This window comes from Streptomyces sp. NPDC000941, assembly GCF_053599555.1.
Window position 1 is genome coordinate 1 of the sequence record NZ_JBSFMM010000058.1, and the last position, 15,359, is coordinate 15,359.

14 protein-coding genes and 1 pseudogene are annotated in these 15,359 nt (G+C 68.7%); 1 reads left to right on the top strand and 14 read right to left on the bottom strand.

What is annotated here, in order from left to right:
• Window positions 1–54: 54 nt before the first annotated feature.
• The 7 genes from ACWDSL_RS20225 to ACWDSL_RS20255 all read right to left on the bottom strand — a co-directional run bounded on the left by ACWDSL_RS20225 (window position 55) and on the right by ACWDSL_RS20255 (window position 7,255).
• Entirely contained in the window at window positions 55–1,386 is a 1,332-nt protein-coding gene (locus ACWDSL_RS20225) for a dicarboxylate/amino acid:cation symporter (protein ID WP_450487208.1), read from the bottom strand.
• Between the two features lie 399 nt (window positions 1,387–1,785).
• A complete protein-coding gene (locus ACWDSL_RS20230; RefSeq protein WP_450487210.1) occupies window positions 1,786–2,073 on the bottom strand; it encodes a DUF4229 domain-containing protein in 288 nt (95 codons plus the stop codon).
• A gap of 123 nt (window positions 2,074–2,196) precedes the next feature.
• On the bottom strand, window positions 2,197–3,375 hold the full coding sequence (gene mqnE, locus ACWDSL_RS20235) for an aminofutalosine synthase MqnE (protein WP_089509785.1): 1,179 nt from the start codon (window positions 3,373–3,375) through the stop codon (window positions 2,197–2,199).
• A gap of 70 nt (window positions 3,376–3,445) precedes the next feature.
• Entirely contained in the window at window positions 3,446–3,907 is a 462-nt protein-coding gene (locus ACWDSL_RS20240) for an Lrp/AsnC family transcriptional regulator (protein ID WP_450487212.1), read from the bottom strand.
• Between the two features lie 162 nt (window positions 3,908–4,069).
• A complete protein-coding gene (locus tag ACWDSL_RS20245) occupies window positions 4,070–4,798 on the bottom strand; it encodes a UbiX family flavin prenyltransferase (RefSeq protein WP_450487214.1) in 729 nt (242 codons plus the stop codon).
• Window positions 4,799–4,821: 23 nt separating this feature from the next.
• Entirely contained in the window at window positions 4,822–5,745 is a 924-nt protein-coding gene (gene mqnP, locus ACWDSL_RS20250; protein WP_450487216.1) for a menaquinone biosynthesis prenyltransferase MqnP, read from the bottom strand.
• Window positions 5,746–5,803: 58 nt separating this feature from the next.
• Entirely contained in the window at window positions 5,804–7,255 is a 1,452-nt protein-coding gene (locus tag ACWDSL_RS20255; protein WP_450487218.1) for a menaquinone biosynthesis decarboxylase, read from the bottom strand.
• Window positions 7,256–7,340: 85 nt separating this feature from the next.
• On the opposite strand from ACWDSL_RS20255, the gene ACWDSL_RS20260 reads away from it, so the two are divergent.
• Window positions 7,341–7,748: a PLD nuclease N-terminal domain-containing protein gene (locus ACWDSL_RS20260; protein ID WP_450487220.1), complete on the top strand. Its 408-nt coding sequence runs from the start codon at window positions 7,341–7,343 to the stop codon at window positions 7,746–7,748.
• Window positions 7,749–7,845: 97 nt separating this feature from the next.
• On the opposite strand, the gene ACWDSL_RS20265 is transcribed toward ACWDSL_RS20260, so the two are convergent.
• The 7 genes and pseudogenes from ACWDSL_RS20265 to ACWDSL_RS20295 form a co-directional block, all read right to left on the bottom strand.
• On the bottom strand, window positions 7,846–8,889 hold the full coding sequence (locus ACWDSL_RS20265; RefSeq protein WP_450487281.1) for a CU044_5270 family protein: 1,044 nt from the start codon (window positions 8,887–8,889) through the stop codon (window positions 7,846–7,848).
• A gap of 569 nt (window positions 8,890–9,458) precedes the next feature.
• A pseudogene (locus ACWDSL_RS20270) lies at window positions 9,459–9,593 on the bottom strand (RNA polymerase sigma factor); the annotation flags it as partial.
• A 90-nt stretch (window positions 9,594–9,683) separates the two neighbouring features.
• Window positions 9,684–10,775: a c-type cytochrome biogenesis protein CcsB gene (gene ccsB, locus ACWDSL_RS20275; RefSeq protein WP_450487221.1), complete on the bottom strand. Its 1,092-nt coding sequence runs from the start codon at window positions 10,773–10,775 to the stop codon at window positions 9,684–9,686.
• A complete protein-coding gene (gene resB, locus ACWDSL_RS20280; protein ID WP_450487223.1) occupies window positions 10,772–12,541 on the bottom strand; it encodes a cytochrome c biogenesis protein ResB in 1,770 nt (589 codons plus the stop codon). The genes ccsB and resB overlap by 4 nt, the downstream gene beginning before the upstream one ends.
• A gap of 3 nt (window positions 12,542–12,544) precedes the next feature.
• Window positions 12,545–13,312, bottom strand: a complete 768-nt coding sequence (locus tag ACWDSL_RS20285; RefSeq protein ID WP_450487225.1) for a cytochrome c biogenesis CcdA family protein — start codon at window positions 13,310–13,312, stop codon at window positions 12,545–12,547.
• A 4-nt stretch (window positions 13,313–13,316) separates the two neighbouring features.
• A complete protein-coding gene (locus ACWDSL_RS20290) occupies window positions 13,317–13,934 on the bottom strand; it encodes a TlpA family protein disulfide reductase (RefSeq protein ID WP_450487227.1) in 618 nt (205 codons plus the stop codon).
• A gap of 62 nt (window positions 13,935–13,996) precedes the next feature.
• Window positions 13,997–15,193: a hypothetical protein gene (locus tag ACWDSL_RS20295; RefSeq protein WP_450487229.1), complete on the bottom strand. Its 1,197-nt coding sequence runs from the start codon at window positions 15,191–15,193 to the stop codon at window positions 13,997–13,999.
• Window positions 15,194–15,359: the final 166 nt, after the last annotated feature.

A 15,359-nucleotide genomic window follows, 5' to 3' on the forward strand; every position in this document is an offset into this window, starting at 1 on the left:
CTCGGCCGAGAGCGGGGCGACGTCGGGAACGGGCGGGTCGGGAACGGGCGGCTGCTACGCCGCGGCCGGAACCACCTGGCGGTCGCCGGCCGTGTCCGCGTCGTCCAGGGGGGACGCGGAGGCGTGCTCGTAGGCGTGGCGGTCGAGGATCTTCTCGCGGGCCGAGACGAGGACCGGGATCAGGGCCTGGCCTGCGACGTTGGTCGCGGTGCGCATCATGTCCAGGATCGGGTCGATGGCCATGAGGAGGCCGACGCCCTCCAGCGGGAGGCCCAGCGTGGACAGGGTCAGGGTCAGCATGACGGTGGCGCCGGTCAGGCCGGCCGTGGCGGCCGAGCCGATGACCGAGACGAAGGCGATCAGCAGGTAGTCGCCGACGCCGAGGTGCACATCGAAGATCTGGGCGATGAAGATCGCGGCGATGGCCGGGTAGATCGAGGCGCAGCCGTCCATCTTCGTCGTCGACCCGAAGGGCACCGCGAAGGAGGCGTACTCCTTGGGGACGCCCAGGCGCTCGGTGACCTTCTGGGTGACCGGCATGGTGCCGACCGAGGAGCGGGAGACGAAGGCGAGCTGGATCGCGGGCCAGGCGCCCTTGAAGAAGTGCAGCGGGTTGACCTTGGCGACCGTGGCCAGCAGCGTCGGGTAGACGCCGAACATCACCAGGGCGCAGCCGACGTAGATGTCGGCGGTGAAGGTGGCGTACTTGCCGATGAGGTCCCAGCCGTACTCGGCGATGGCGTAGCCGATGAGGCCGAGGGTGCCCAGCGGGGCAAGGCGGATGACCCACCACAGGGCCTTCTGCAGCAGCTCCAGGATGGCCTGGCTGAGAGTGAGGATCGGCTGGGCCTTCTCACCGAGCTGGAGGGCGGCGATGCCCGCGACGGCGGCCATGAAGACGATCTGCAGGACGTTCAGCTCGGTGAACGGCGTGATGACGTCGGTCGGGATGATGCCGGTGAGGAAGTCCAGCCAGGAGCCCGCGTGGTCGGGCTTGGCGCCGTCCTGCGGGGTCAGGCCGGTGCCGGAGCCGGGGTTGGTGACCAGGCCGATCGTCAGGCCGATGGCGACCGCGATCAGCGAGGTCGCCATGAACCACAGCAGGGTGCGGGTCGCGAGGCGCGCGGCGTTGTTGACGTTCCGCAGGTTGGTGATCGAGATCAGGATCGCGAAGAAGACGAGCGGCGCGACGGCGAGCTTCAGCAGCTGGACGAAGATCGAGCCGATCTTGTCGAGGGTGGTGACCAGCCAGTCGACGTCACCGCTGCGGGCGACCCAGCCGAGCACCACGCCGAGCACCAGGCCCAGCAGGATCTGCGCCCAGAACGGCACCTTGGGCAGGCGTATGGGGGACGACGTGGACGACGCGTCGGGGACGGATGACAACGGACACGCTCCGAAGGCAGGGAAAAGCGGGGAAAGGCAGGAAAAGTCAGGGGACGAGGTAGCGGACGGGGGTGAGCCAGGAGTCCGTACGGTCTCCGGCCGCTGGGGCGTTAAGAAGCGGTCAGCGGCGGCGACAGGCCGCCGACCGGCAGCGGCAGAGATCGATGTGCAGGCGCGCCACGAGCGGGACGCTCATGGGGAATCGGGGCGCGGCTGCAGTCGTCATGACAAGAACACTAACACCCTGACTTTGAGTTCCCCATAGCCAGGCTTTTACACACAGCAGTGCGAACGAACAACGTCCCGTCTGCCAGCGGGAGCTGGAAGACGGGACGCCGAAGAGGTGTGAGGAGGGTTACAAGCAGAAGCCGTACGGAAGAGCCGGGGCGGAGGTGTGGCTCAGACGCCGTCTTCCTGACTCTGGTTCGCCGCGAGCCGCGCCTTGGCGCGGTCCACCCGCTCCGAGACCTGCACCGCCATGTCGTCGCGCTGCTTGCGCAGCAGGACGAAGCTCAGCGGCGCCGAGACGACCAGGGCCAGCAGCGCGACCCAGAAGAGGTTGGAGCCGCCGAGCCCGGCGGGCACCACCCGGAAGTACACCAGGGCCCACATCACCAGGAAGGAGCCCGCGAAGATCCCCAGGCGCATGGCGGTGTAGCGGAACGTCGCGCTCGGCTTGAAAGGCACGGCCGTCTTCTTTCTGCTGGGAAGTCCTGCCCATCCAGTGAATCACGGAGGCCCCAAGGCCTCCGCGACGACCCTGAGATCCGGGACCAGCCCCTGGTAGGCCGCCTACCGGTCGGCTCGGCGTCAGGCGCGCATGGGCTGCGGCGCCTCGCGCCGGGCCGGGTCCGGCCCCTCGTACTCGCGGATGATCTCGTAGCGGGTGTTCCGCTCCACCGGGCGGAAGCCCGCGTCCCGGATCAGCTCCAGCAGATCGTCCCGGGTCAGCTTGTTCGGCGTGCCGTAGTTGTCGGCATCGTGGGTGATCTTGTACTCGACGACCGAGCCGTCCATGTCGTCCGCGCCGTGGTTGAGCGCGAGCTGGGCGGTCCGTACGCCGTGCATCACCCAGAAGACCTTCACATGGGGGACGTTGTCGAACAGCAGCCGCGAGACCGCGAAGGTCTTCAGCGCCTCCGCGCCGGTGGCCATGGTGGTCCTGGCCTGCAGCCGGTTGCGGACCTTGCCGTCCTTCATGTCCACGAAGTCGTGCTGGTAGCGCAGCGGGATGAAGACCTGGAACCCGCCGGTCTCGTCCTGGAGCTCACGCAGCCGCAGCACATGGTCCACCCGGTGCCGGGGCTCCTCGACATGCCCGTACAGCATGGTGCACGGGGTCTTGAGGCCCTTTTCGTGCGCCAGCCGGTGGATGCGCGACCAGTCCTCCCAGTGGGTCTCGTGGTCGACGATGTGCTGCCGGACCTCCCAGTCGAAGATCTCCGCGCCGCCGCCGGTCAGCGACTCCAGACCGGCGTCGATCAGCTCGTCGAGGATTTCCGAGGCCGGCAGCCCGGAGATCTTCTCGAAGTGGTGGATCTCGGTGGCGGTGAAGGCCTTCAGGGACACCTGCGGAAGGGCCTCTTTGAGCGCCTTCAGCGACCGCGGGTAGTAGCGCCAGGGGAGGGTGGGGTGCAGACCGTTGACGATGTGCAGCTCGGTGAGGTTCTCGTTCTCCATCGCCTTGGCGAGGCGGACGGCCTCCTCGATGCGCATGGTGTACGCGTCCTTCTCGCCCGGCTTGCGCTGGAAGGAGCAGTACGCACACGAGGCGGTGCACACATTGGTCATGTTGAGGTGGCGGTTGACGTTGAAGTGAACCACGTCACCGTTCTTGCGGGTGCGCACCTCATGGGCCAGCCCGCCGAGCCAGGCCAGGTCATCGCTTTCATACAGCGCGATGCCGTCCTCGCGTGACAGCCGCTCTCCGGCGCGGACCTTCTCTTCCAGTTCGCGCTTGAGACCCGCATCTTGGATAGACGCAGTCATGCGGCCGCCTCCCATACGTCTGCAATACGTCTGCTTATGTAGGCCTTTGCTTTAAGTGGCCTTCCTGAGACTACGCCTTGACGTCGTCGGGCAATTCGCCGACCCGGTCCTCCCACTTCGTGGACAGCACGATCGTGGTACGCGTACGGGCGACGCCCTTGGTCGCGGACAGCCGCCGGATGGTCCGCTCGAGCCCGTCCACATCCGAAGCGCGCACCTTGAGCATGTACGAATCGTCGCCCGCGATGAACCAGCAGTCCTCGATCTCGGCCAGCTCGCGCAGCCGCCCCGCCACCTCCTCGTGGTCGACGGCGTCGGAGAGCTGAATGCCGATGAGGGCGGTCACCCCGAGGCCCAGGGACGCGGCATCGACGGTCGCGCGGTAGCCGGTGATCACCCCGGCCGCCTCCAGGCGGTTGATCCGGTCCGTGACGCTGGGTCCGGAAAGACCGACGAGCCGGCCGAGCTCCGCGTACGACGCCCTCCCGTTCTCCCGCAGGGCCTGGATGAGCTGTCTGTCCACCGCGTCCATATGCCGTGCGCCTTCCATTATTCAGAGATACAGCAAGTTTACACGCATAAACCAAGGTATAGAGGGCGTCTCGCCTTCTAGAACCTAAAGGCCCTGCGGCCTGTGCGGGCGGGCCGCGCGGGCGGGCCACTTCGGCGAAGCGCCGTGGCGGTACGGCCCCCGCTACTCGTCCCCGGCCCCTCCCCGGAGTTCCCCCTCCCAGCGGCGGTACAGCTTGTGCGGCACCCCCGCCGCGTCCAGCACCCGCCCCGCCACGAAGTCCACCAGATCCTGGATATGAGTCGCCCCCGCGTAGAACGCGGGCGACGCGGGCACCACGACCGCGCCCGCCTCGTCCAGCGCGACCAGGTGTCTGAGGGTCTGTCCGCTCAGCGGCGCCTCCCGCACCGCGACCACGAGCGGGCGCCGCTCCTTGAGGCTGACGCTCGCCGACCGCTGCAGCAGGTCCTTGGACAGGCCGAGCGCCACCCCCGCCACACACGCGGTGCTCGCCGGGACGATCAGCATCCCCTTGACGTCGTAGCTGCCGGAGGACGGGCCCGCGGCCAGGTCCCCGGCCGCCCAGTGGCGTACGTCCGCCGTCCGCACCCGCGGTTCGAACGCGTCGGGCGTGCCGTCCGCGCCGCGCGCCAGCCAGCGGCCGAGGTCCTGGCGCCAGTGCGCGTCCCGGAAGGAGATGCCCGTCTCGTCCAGCAGCGTCAGCCGCGAGGCCCGGCTGACCACCAGGTCGACGGCCTCCCCCGCGGACAGCAGCGCGCGCAGTACGGAGGCGGCGTACGGCGTCCCGGACGCGCCGGAGACACCGACCACCCAGGGCCGGCGCCGGCTCACTTCTTCGTGCGGTCCGTACGGCTGTCTGTGCGGCCTGTACGGCTCGTGCGGCGGCTCCACACGACGAGCCTAACCAACGGGCCTCATGGGCTCAGCCCCCGCACCAGCAGGTCGAGCAGCGCACAGCAGAACAGCGCGATGCCGACGAAGCCGTTGACGGTGAAGAAGGCGCGGTTCAGCCGGGACAGATCGCCGGGCCGCACGACCGAGTGCTCGTACCAGAAGGCCGCCGCCACGATCACCAGCCCGAGCCAGAAGAAGAACCCTGCGTCGGTGGCCAGCCCGTACCAGCCCAGCAGCAGCGTGGTGACGACGTGACAGACGCGCGCCCCGTACAGCGACCCCGCGATACCGAAGCGGGCCGGCACCGACTTCACCCCGTGGGCCCGGTCGGCGGCCACGTCCTGGCAGGCGTAGATCAGATCGAAGCCGCCGATCCAGATGCCGACCGCGAGGCCGAGGATCACCGCGTCCCAGGACCACTCCCCCGTGATCGCGATCCACGCCCCGACCGGGCCCATCGCCTGGGCGAGGCCGAGGATGGCGTGCGGGAAGTTCGTAAAACGCTTCCCGTACGGATAGACCACCATCGGGACCACCGCGACCGGCGCCAGGGCCAGACACAGCGGGTTCAGCAGCGCGGCCGCGCCGAGGAAGACGGCGAGCGCGACCAGGGCGCCGATCCAGGCGGAGCGCACCGGCACGGCGCCGGTGACCAGCTCGCGCCCCGCGGTGCGCGGATTGCGGGCGTCGATCTCCCGGTCGATGATCCGGTTGCAGGCCATGGCGAAGGTGCGCAGCCCCACCATGGCGACCGTCACCAGCAGCAGCCGCAGCCAGTGGACCGTGCCGTCCCACAGCTGCATCGCGGTCAGCGAGGCGATGTAGGCGAAGGGCAGCGCGAAGACCGAGTGCTCGATCATCACCAGCCGCAGAAAGGCGCGGACGCGGCCGGGCGGCGCGGATTCGGGGCCGAGGATGCCGGGGGTCGCGGAGTCGGCGCTCATCGGGCCACCCCGGCAAGGGGCGTGCCCGCGCCGCCCGCCTCCGTTCTCGCCGCGCCTGTCACAGCCCGTACTCCTTCCATCGCCGTGTCACCCGATCGGCCGTCTCGGCGTCGGACTCGACCATCCGCGGCCAGCCGCCGTCGCGCGTATAGCCCTCCTCGGGCCACTTCGCCGTGGCGTCGATGCCCGCCTTGCCACCCCAGAACTGCTGGTACGAGGCGTGGTCGAGATGGTCGACCGGACCCTCGGCGACGGTCAGGTCGCGGGCGTAGTCGGTGTTGCCCAGCGCCCGCCAGGACACCTCGTGCAGGTCGTGGACGTCGCAGTCGGCGTCGACCACGACGATCAGCTTGGTCAGCGACATCATGTGCGCACCCCAAATGGCGTGCATCACCTTCTGTGCGTGTTTCGGGTACTTCTTCTCGATGGAGACGATCGCACAGTTGTGGAAGCCGCCCGACTCCGGGAGGTGGTAGTCCACGATGTCCGGGATGATGATCTTGAGCAGCGGGAGGAAGAACCGCTCCGTCGCCCGCCCCAGCGGCCCGTCCTCGGTCGGCGGACGGCCCACCACGATCGACTGGAGCAGCGGGCGCTGCCGCATCGTCACACAGTCGATGGTGAGCGCCGGGAAGGGCTCCTGCGGGGTGTAGAAGCCGGTGTGGTCGCCGAACGGCCCCTCGGGCAGCATCTTCCCGGGCTCCAGCCAGCCCTCGATGACCACCTCGGCGTGGGCCGGGACCTGAAGGGGCACCGTCTTGCAGTCGACCATCTCGACCCGCTTGCCCTGGACGAAGCCCGCGAGGAGGTATTCGTCGATATCGCCGGGCAGCGGGGCCGTCGCGGCGTACGTCACGGCAGGCGGCGCGCCGAAGGCGATCGCCACCGGCAGCTTCTCGCCGCGCCTGGCCGCCACTTGGTAGTGGTTGCGGCTGTCCTTGTGGATCTGCCAGTGCATCCCGATGGTGCGGCGGTCATGGCGCTGCAGCCGGTACAGGCCCAGGTTCCGGGCCCCGGTCTCGGGGTGCTTGGTGTGGGTCAGGCCGAGGTTGAAGAATGACCCGCCGTCCTCGGGCCAGGTGAACAGCGCGGGCAGCGCCTCCAGGTCGACGTCGTCGCCCGTGAGCACCACCTCCTGCACGGGCGCGTCCTTCACCTTCTTCGGCGGCACATGCGCCACGGCGCCGAGCTTCCCGAACGCCTCGCGCAGCCCGCCGAAGCCGTGCGGCAGCTCCGGCTTGACCAGCCCGCCGATCTTCTCGCCGATCTCGTCGTACGAGGCGAGCCCAAGGGCCTTGAGCAGGCGGCGATCGGTGCCGTACACGTTCATCGCCAGCGGCATGGCCGAGCCCTTGACGTTCTCGAAGAGCAGCGCCGGACCGCCCGACTTGTTCACCCGGTCGACGATCTCCCCGATCTCCAGATACGGATCGACTTCGGCCTTGATGCGCCTGAGGTCTCCCTCGCGGTCAAGCGCCCGCAGAAAGGAGCGAAGATCGTCATAAGCCATGCGTTCCAGTATCCGGTACGGACTACCCTGGAGCCGTCATGGGGCCCACGTGCGGCCCACCATCATTCCCCGGGGACCGGCCATCATGCTCAGGTATCTGCCCTTCCTGCTCATCCTGGCGCTGTGGATCTACGCCTTCATCGACTGCCTCAACACCCCCGAAGAGGAAGTGCGCCACCTGCCCAAGGTGGTCTGGGTGATCATCGTGCTGCTCTTCGGCGAGGTGCTGATCGGCCCGATCGCCTGGCTGGTGGCGGGCAAGAACCGGGCCGCGGTCGCGGGCGGGGGCGCGGGCGGCGGCAGCCGTTCCGCGGCCGGGCCACAGAAGCAGTGGGTGGCCCCGGACGACAACCCCGAATTCCTCAAGTCCCTCCACGAGGAGAACAAGACGGACGACGAGGAACTCCTCAAGGACTGGGAGGCGGACCTGCGCCGCCGCGAGGAGGAGCTGCGCCGCAAGAACGAGGAAGGTTCGGGGGACGCGAAGGAGTAAACCTCCAAGGGCCACGCGCAGGGGCGTACGGGCTGGTGGGCCCGTACGCCCCTGCGCGTCTCAGCGGGCCGGGTGGCGTGCTCTTTGTGTCACGCCGTCACTGCGGGCGCTGGTCGAGCTTGTCCACGACCGCCCGGTCCAGGATCGCGGCGGTGCCGGTGACCTGTCCGGCCTTGTGGCCGTTGGCGTCCTCGAGCGCGACGCTGCGCTCGCCCAGGTACTCGCCCGTCTTCTGGTTGAAGATCAGCTCCTCGCGGATGGCGGAGCGGCCGGAGTCGACCCGTGCGACGGCGACCCCGTGCCGCCCGGCGGCGTCCACGGCGTCGGGCACGACGACCACACCGGGGATCTCCGCCGCCGCGCGGTAGAGCGCGACGCTCACCTTCGGCGGCATCAGCGATTCGCGGATGAGATCGCCGACGAGCACGAACGCGTCCTGGTCCAGCGACCGCTCAGGGTCCCGGGTCTGCTCCACCGTCGCGTAGATCCACTTCCGCATCGCGCCGGGATCGGTGGGGAGGGTCTGGAGATGGCGGTAACTGGTCGACCTGTCGTAGCCACGCTTGCCCGGGGCGGGTTCGGGGTCCAGGGGCTGGGCCTTGTTCTCCGGCCGGCCGGGCTCGCGCAGCAGCCCGTTGCGGGAGCCGTCCACCGACAGCCAGACCTCGCGGCGGTGCAGCGGGTCGAGCTTGGGGGGGCTGCCGTTCACCTGGGTCTCGAAGGCCACCTTGCTGTCGATGTACACGTACTGGTCGTCGCGGATACCCCCGCCGCCCTTCCACTCCGCCGCCGACGACGCCGACGACTTCTCCGCCACGGTCTCGATGCGGGCCAGCACTTCGGGCGCGTTGTCCTCGGTGTCCCCGTTGACCCGCGGCGCGAAGGCGTACGTGGCCGTGCCGTCCGGGCCGACCCGCAGGCCGTCGCCGTCGTCCGTTCCCGTCACCGCGAGCCCGCCGACCACGGCGAGCGATGCGGGAGGCGACGTCTCGGCGATGTCGCGGACGGCCTCCCAGCGCGGCAGCCGGTTGACGGCGGCGTGGCGGCGGGCAGCGCGCCGGGCGTTGCGGACGGTGTTGGTGGCGATGCCGAGCAGCCAGGGCTGCCAGCTGCCGGGTCGATCCTCCCGCGCGGCCGCCAGGGTGTGGTAGCCGTTCGAATGGCCTGAGGATCCTGGGTGTTCCTGGGCGGGCGACGCCGCATCTCCTGGATCACCTGTTCGATATGTTCATGCGATCGGGTGGGATGTCCGGTGGAGCTGTTGCCGGTGAGGGCTATGGCGCTACGGTGCAGTCCTGGCCGCGAATCTCCATACCGCGTCGGCCTGCCAACAAAACAGGGAGCGGACTCCACGGCTCCCATGAACCAAACGCCCCGCGCCCGGGAAGCGACGTGGACACGCGGCGGAGCCGCATATCGATGCAGCCTGCCCCGGCCGGGTCCACACCGGCTCGGAAAGCGTCCGGCAGGGCGGCCTCCACCGCGCCAGACCCTCCCCCAGCTACCGCTGGGAGGTGCCCCCTGCATCCAGCGGCGTCGACAGCAGGAACCGAACACGATCGGCACCGGCCGCACCAGGCGGTCACAACCGGCTCACACCCGCGGGACTCCAACCCCCGATGGCACACCAACACGAGCCAACCACCCGACGTCGCCCCGGATCACCCAGGACGACCCGGGAAACCCAAGCCGATCAGAGACGCTTCGAGGAAGGTCAGCCGCCGTCGACCAGTCCCCCGTCAGGCGGTAGACATGGTTGTAGACGGAGCGCGCACAGGCGTCGAAGAGCTCCCCGAAGGCTTCGGGATCCCCGTCTCTGATACGGGCTCGAAGATTCTTCTCCACGACGGGGGACTGTCCGAACGACGAGGGCCGGTTCCCGTGACCTGGGTCACACGAACCGGCCCTGCGGGCGACAATTCAGACTCCTGCGGTTCAGACGTCGGCGTAGGAGTGCTTGCCGCTGATGAAGATGTTCACGCCGTAGTAGTTGAAGAGGTAGCAGCCGAACGCGATCAGCGCGAGGTAGGCGGCCTTGCGGCCCTTCCAGCCGGCGGTGGCGCGGGCGTGCAGATAGGTGGCGTAGGCGACCCAGGTGATGAAGGACCAGACCTCCTTGGGGTCCCAGCCCCAGTAGCGGCCCCAGGCGGCCTCGGCCCAGATCGCGCCCGCGATGATCGTGAAGGTCCACAGCGGGAAGATCGTGGCGTTGATGCGGTACGCGAACTTGTCGAGGCTGCCGGCCGCGGGCAGCCGCTCCAGGACGGACGCGAAGCGGCCGGGCTCCTCACCCTTGGCCAGCTTCTCCTCGTACCGGTCGCGGAAGAGGTAGAGCAGCGTGGCGACAGCGCCGAGGTAGAGGCAGGCGCCGGAGATGATCGCGCAGCTGACGTGGATCCACAGCCAGTACGAGTGGAGGGCGGGAACCAACTGGGCGCTGGCGGTGTACAAGACAGAGACAGCGAGACCGAGATCGAGGAGGACCGTGGTGACGAGGGGGAGCCCGATCCAGCGGACATTCTTCTTCAGCGCGAGGAGGGTGAGATACGCGCCGACCGCGACCATGGCGAAGGTCGTGGAGAACTCGTACATGTTGCCCCAGGGGGCGCGCTGTACGGACAGGGCGCGGGTGAGCACGGCGCCGACGTGCATCAGGAAGGCGAGCACGGTGAGGCCGACGGCGATCCGGCCGTACAGATCGCCCTGTTCGGTGCCGCCCGCGGCGCCCGGCCCGTCGGGGACGTCACGGGTGCCCGCGGCAGAGCGGGTGACGATCTTGGGGCGTTCGAGGACGGCGGTGCCGCCGCCCTGGGCGCCCCGCACAGAGGCCCTGGACGAGGCTGTGGGGGCTGAGGCGGCGGAGCTCGCGGTGATGGCGGCGGCGGTGCGGCCGACGGCGCTGCGACTGCCGAACACCCACTCGGCGATATGGGCGAGGAAGGCGAGGGTGTAGACCGCCATGGCCGAATAGATCAGCACATTGCTGTAATTGGCCAGCGTCTCGTTGGTTTCGGCAGCGAGGTTCACGCGCGCGCTCCTTCGGCAGGATCTGCGGGTTGTGCGGTGTCGATATCCGGATTCGGCTCCGGCTCCGGCGCGGGCGGGGCCTCGGACTGCAGGGCCACGGCGAGGTCGGCGAGTTCTTCGGGAAGCTTGGCGGACTCGCTGCGCCCGAGCCCCGCCATCTCGACGACGGTGACACCGTCGTCTCCGGTCACCGCGCGGACCCACACCCGGCGGCGCTGGATGAACAGGGAGGCAGCGAGGCCGATCAGGGCGGCGACGGCGCCCACGAGCGCGTAGCCGGTGCCCGGCTGGTGGGAGATCTGGAAGGTGGCCCAGGTCTTGATGCCCTCGAACTTGAGGGTCCCGGCCCCGTTCGGCAGCTTCATGGTGTCGCCCACCTTGAGCACGTCCGCGAAGGCCGACCCGTCGGACTTCTTGAACTGCTTCATCCGCGAGGTGTCGAGCTGGTAGACGTTCTGCGGGATCCCGCCGTCCACGCCCAGGCTGCCGTGGTAGGCGGTCAGGATCAGCGCCGGATTGTCCAGCGCTGGGAACTGGGAGAACATCGTGCCCGTGCTCAGGTCGAGGGTCGGCACGAACTGGCCCTGGACGCCGAGCTGGTCCTTCTTGTTGTTCTTGTCGCGGTAGTCCGGGACCTTGATCACTACGTTCTCGGTGAGGTTGACCGCGTCGAACGGCAGCGAGGCCACCGCCCCGCGGAACGCGACCTTGCCCTGCCCGTCGCGCACCGTGACGACCGGGGCGTAGCCGTGGCCGAGCAGATAGACCTTGGAACCCGCGATCTCCAGGGGCTCATTGACCTTGATCGAGGTCTTGTGCTCCTTGCCGTCCGCACCCTCCCAGTAGGTGACATCGGCGCGGAAGGTGCGGGGGGTGCGCTTCTGGGGGCCGCTGCGCTCATAGGTCGCCGTGAAGCGGTCCAGTTGGAAACCGAAGGGAGCGAGGTCGTTCTTGTCGAAGAGGGTGCCGGATTTGAAGTCGTCGTACTGCGTCAGATTGTTGGCGAACCCGTCGCCCTCGACGATCAGCTTGCCGCCCTCGGCCTTGTACAGCTGCCCGACGGCAAAGGCCACCAGCATCACGATCAGCGCGATATGGAACAGGAGGTTGCCGGCCTCGCGCAGATAGCCCTTCTCGGAGGCCACCGCGCCGCCGACCGTATGGGTCCGGAAGCGGCGCCGCTTCATGATCCGCCGGGCGGTCTCCAGCACCCGCTCCGGCTCTGCTTCGGTCCGCCAGGTGGTGTACGCGGGCAGCCGGGTCAGCCGGCGCGGGGCGCCCGGCGGACGGCTGCGCAGCTGGCCGATGAACTGCCAGGTGCGCGGGATGATGCAGCCGATCAGCGAGACGAACAGGAGGATGTAGATCGCGGAGAACCACACCGAGCTGTAGACGTGGAAGAGCCCCAGCTTCTCGTAGACCGGCGCGAGCGTTTCATGCCGCTCCTTGAAGTTCTCCACCTTGACCGGGTCGATGCCCGTCTGCGGGACCAGCGAGCCGGGGATCGCACCGAGCGACAGCAGGAAGAGCAGCAGCAGCGCCACTCGCATCGAGGTCAGCTGCCGCCAGAACCACCGGGCCCAGCCGATCGGCCCCATCGAGGGGACGCCGATCTCCTCGGCGGGAGCCGTGGACAGCTGTGCCCCCGCCGCGCCGAGGTCACGCTCGTCGGCGGGCTCGGCGGGCTCGGCGGGCTCGGCGGGCTCGGCGGCCTTGCCGGGGGGTTCGCTGCTGCCGGTGGCGGTGTCGGTATCGGTGGTGGACATCGATCAGATCCCAACGTTGAAGCGCAAGGCCCAGGCCTGCATGTCGCCCATCATGCTGTCCCAGACACCTGTGAGGAGCAGCACCCCGAGGGCGACCATCATGCCGCCGCCGATCCGCATCACCCAGACGTAGTGCCGCTTGACCCAGCTGAAGGCGCCGAGCATCCTCCGGTAGGCGATGGCCACGGCGATGAACGGCAGTCCGAGCCCGAGGCAGTAGGCGACCATCAGCAGGGCCCCGCGCCCCGCGCTCGCCTGTTGCATCGCCAGGACGTTGACGGCGGAGAGCGTGGGGCCCAGGCAGGGGGTCCAGCCCACGCCGAACAGGGCGCCCAGCAGCGGCGCGCCCACCAGGCCCATCCCGGGCTTCATATGGAAGCGGAACTCCCGCTGCCCGAAGCCCTTCAGCATCCCCATGAAGGCGAGGCCCATGACGATCGTGATGACCCCGAGCACCTTGGAGAGGGTTTCCTTGTGCTCCTGGAGCGTCCAGCCGAAGTTGCCGAAGAGCGCGCCGGCGGAGACGAAGACGGCGGTGAAGCCGAGTACGAAGAGGGAGGCGCCGGCCAGCATCCGGCCGCGCTTGGCCTCAGCCAGATCCGTACCGGTGACGCCCGTGACATACGACATATAGCCGGGCACCAGCGGCAGGACGCAAGGAGAGAAGAAGGAGACCAGGCCGCCGAAGATGGCGACCGGCAGCGCCAGCAGCAGCGCCCCGTTCAGGACGGTCTCATTGGCGCCGGGGACGGCCGCGGCCAGGATGCTCACGGCGTCACTTCTCCTCGATCAGCGGCTTGAGCATCTCGCGCAGGCTCTCCTCGCTGAGCGGGGTGAGCGCGCGCGCCGCGATCCGGCCTTCCCGGTCCAGGACGATGGTCGTGGGGATGGCCTGAGGATTGAGGCTGCCCTTGGGGAAGCGCAGCATGAGCTTGCCGATCGGGTCGTACAGGCTCGGATAGTCGACCTTGAATTCCTTCTCGAACTGAATCGCGTTGGCGGGGTCCGGGTCACGGGTGTTGATCCCCACGAACTGCACCCCGTCGGCCTCGGTGTCCTTCGCGACCTTGACGAGGTTGGGCGCCTCGGCCCGGCACGGCGTGCACCACGAGCCCCAGACGTTGACCACGACGATCTTGCCCTTGTAGTCGGCGAGATCGAGCTTGTCGCCGTCGAGGGTCTTACCGGTCAGTTCGGGGGCGTGCTTGCGGTCGCTCTTGGCGACGGTGTCCACGCCGCCCTTGCCCTGGATGAACTTGGTGTCGCTGGAGCCGCCCGAGGTGCCACCCGCTCCACAGGCGGACAGGGTCAGCGCGGCTACCGCGGCGCCGGTGGCCATGACGGTTGCGCGAGGGCGGATCGCGAGGCGCCGAGGGGCGCGGCGGGCACTCATGTGAAAAGTTTCGCATGCGCCTTTCGCGGATCTTCGGCACCCCCCTCAGCACCGTCTCGGACTCAGGCGGCGGCGCTCCACTGCTGGCCCACGTCGAACCCCTGCAGATGCTGGAGGACCTTGGGGTCCTGGGCGTCCATCCAGTCCGTGAGCTGCCGGAAGGACACCAGCCGGACGTCCTTGTGCTTTTCGTCGGCGATGTGCTTGATCGCCGCTTCGACGGCGTCCATGTAAATGCCGCCGTTCCACTTTTCGAAGTGATTGCCGATGAAGAAGGGGGCGCGGTTGCTCTCGTAGGCCCGCTGGAATCCGGAGATGTACGACTGGGTCGCCTGCTCGCGCCAGGCCGGGTAGTTGGCCGGCGGGGCATTCGTCGAATTCCGGGACTGGTTGGCCAGGATGTTGTAGTCCATCGACAGGACCTCGAAGGAATGCCCGGGGAAGGGTATTTGCTGCAGCGGGAAGTCCCAGATGCCCAGCTTCTTCGTCGGCCACACCTGACGCCCGCCGGGCGAGCTCGCGTCATAGCGCCAGCCCAGCTCCTTGGCGGTCGGCAGCAGGTTGTCCTGGCCGAGCAGACACGGGGTGCGGCCGCCGACGAGCTCCTTGCTGTAGTCGAAGGGCAGCGGCTCGAGGTCCTTGAAGCCGGTGTTCGTCCGCCACTTTGTGACGAACGACACGGCCTGGTCGATCTCCGACCGCCACTGGGCGGGCGTCCAGTTGCCGACCGAGCCGCTTCCGGCGCAGAAGTGGCCGTTGAAGTGGGTGCCTATCTCATGGCCTTCCAGCCATGCCTCGCGCACGTTCTGCAGGGTCATCCGGACGTGATCATCAGTGAGATAGCCGATGTCGGAGGCGCCGACCGGGTTGTTCGGCGGCTGGTACAGCCTCTTCTTCGACTCCGGCAGGCAGTAGATACCGGAGAGGAAGAAGGTCATGGCCGCGCCATGGTCCTTGGCGAGCTTGCGGAACCGCGGGAAGAGGCCGTTGCCGACCTCTCCCGCCCCGTCCCAGGAGAAGACCACGAACTGCGGCGGCTTCTGGCCCGGCTCCAGCCGCTCCGGCGCGGACGGCTGGTTCGGCTGCTTCCCGGTGTGCGCGGTGGAGCCGTCGCCGATCGGCTTCGGCCGCGCCTGCGTCGTCCTGCCCGGCTTGGGGGTGAATCCGGACCCCGACGAGGAGGAGCAGCCGGCGACGGCCAGCGACGCCGCCGCCCCTGCTCCCAGACCGAGAATCCCCCTCCGGCTGATCTCCCGCATCGTGTCCTCAATTCGCTCTCGCCGTAACCGGCGTCCGGTGTCCGCCAGGTCCTGCGGACGCCCGTTGAGATGGCGATGCGAATACCGAGGTTCCGAATCAGCGCCACCGAATCGAAACGTCGACGCGCTGTTTCCGTTCCATTACATATCGGCCGTGAACACGCCG

Excerpts from the sequence above, each read along its gene's own strand:
- mqnE (WP_089509785.1), bottom strand. The coding sequence starts at position 3,375 with ATGACTGCGTCTATCCAAGATGCGGGTCTCAAGCGCGAACTGGAAGAG.
- ACWDSL_RS20240 (WP_450487212.1), bottom strand. The coding sequence starts at position 3,907 with ATGGACGCGGTGGACAGACAGCTCATCCAGGCCCTGCGGGAGAACGGG.
- mqnP (WP_450487216.1), bottom strand. The coding sequence starts at position 5,745 with ATGAGCGCCGACTCCGCGACCCCCGGCATCCTCGGCCCCGAATCCGCG.
- ACWDSL_RS20255 (WP_450487218.1), bottom strand. The coding sequence starts at position 7,255 with ATGGCTTATGACGATCTTCGCTCCTTTCTGCGGGCGCTTGACCGCGAG.
- ACWDSL_RS20260 (WP_450487220.1), top strand. The coding sequence starts at position 7,341 with ATGCTCAGGTATCTGCCCTTCCTGCTCATCCTGGCGCTGTGGATCTAC.
- resB (WP_450487223.1), bottom strand. The coding sequence starts at position 12,541 with ATGTCCACCACCGATACCGACACCGCCACCGGCAGCAGCGAACCCCCC.
- ACWDSL_RS20290 (WP_450487227.1), bottom strand. The coding sequence starts at position 13,934 with ATGAGTGCCCGCCGCGCCCCTCGGCGCCTCGCGATCCGCCCTCGCGCA.
- ACWDSL_RS20295 (WP_450487229.1), bottom strand. The coding sequence starts at position 15,193 with ATGCGGGAGATCAGCCGGAGGGGGATTCTCGGTCTGGGAGCAGGGGCG.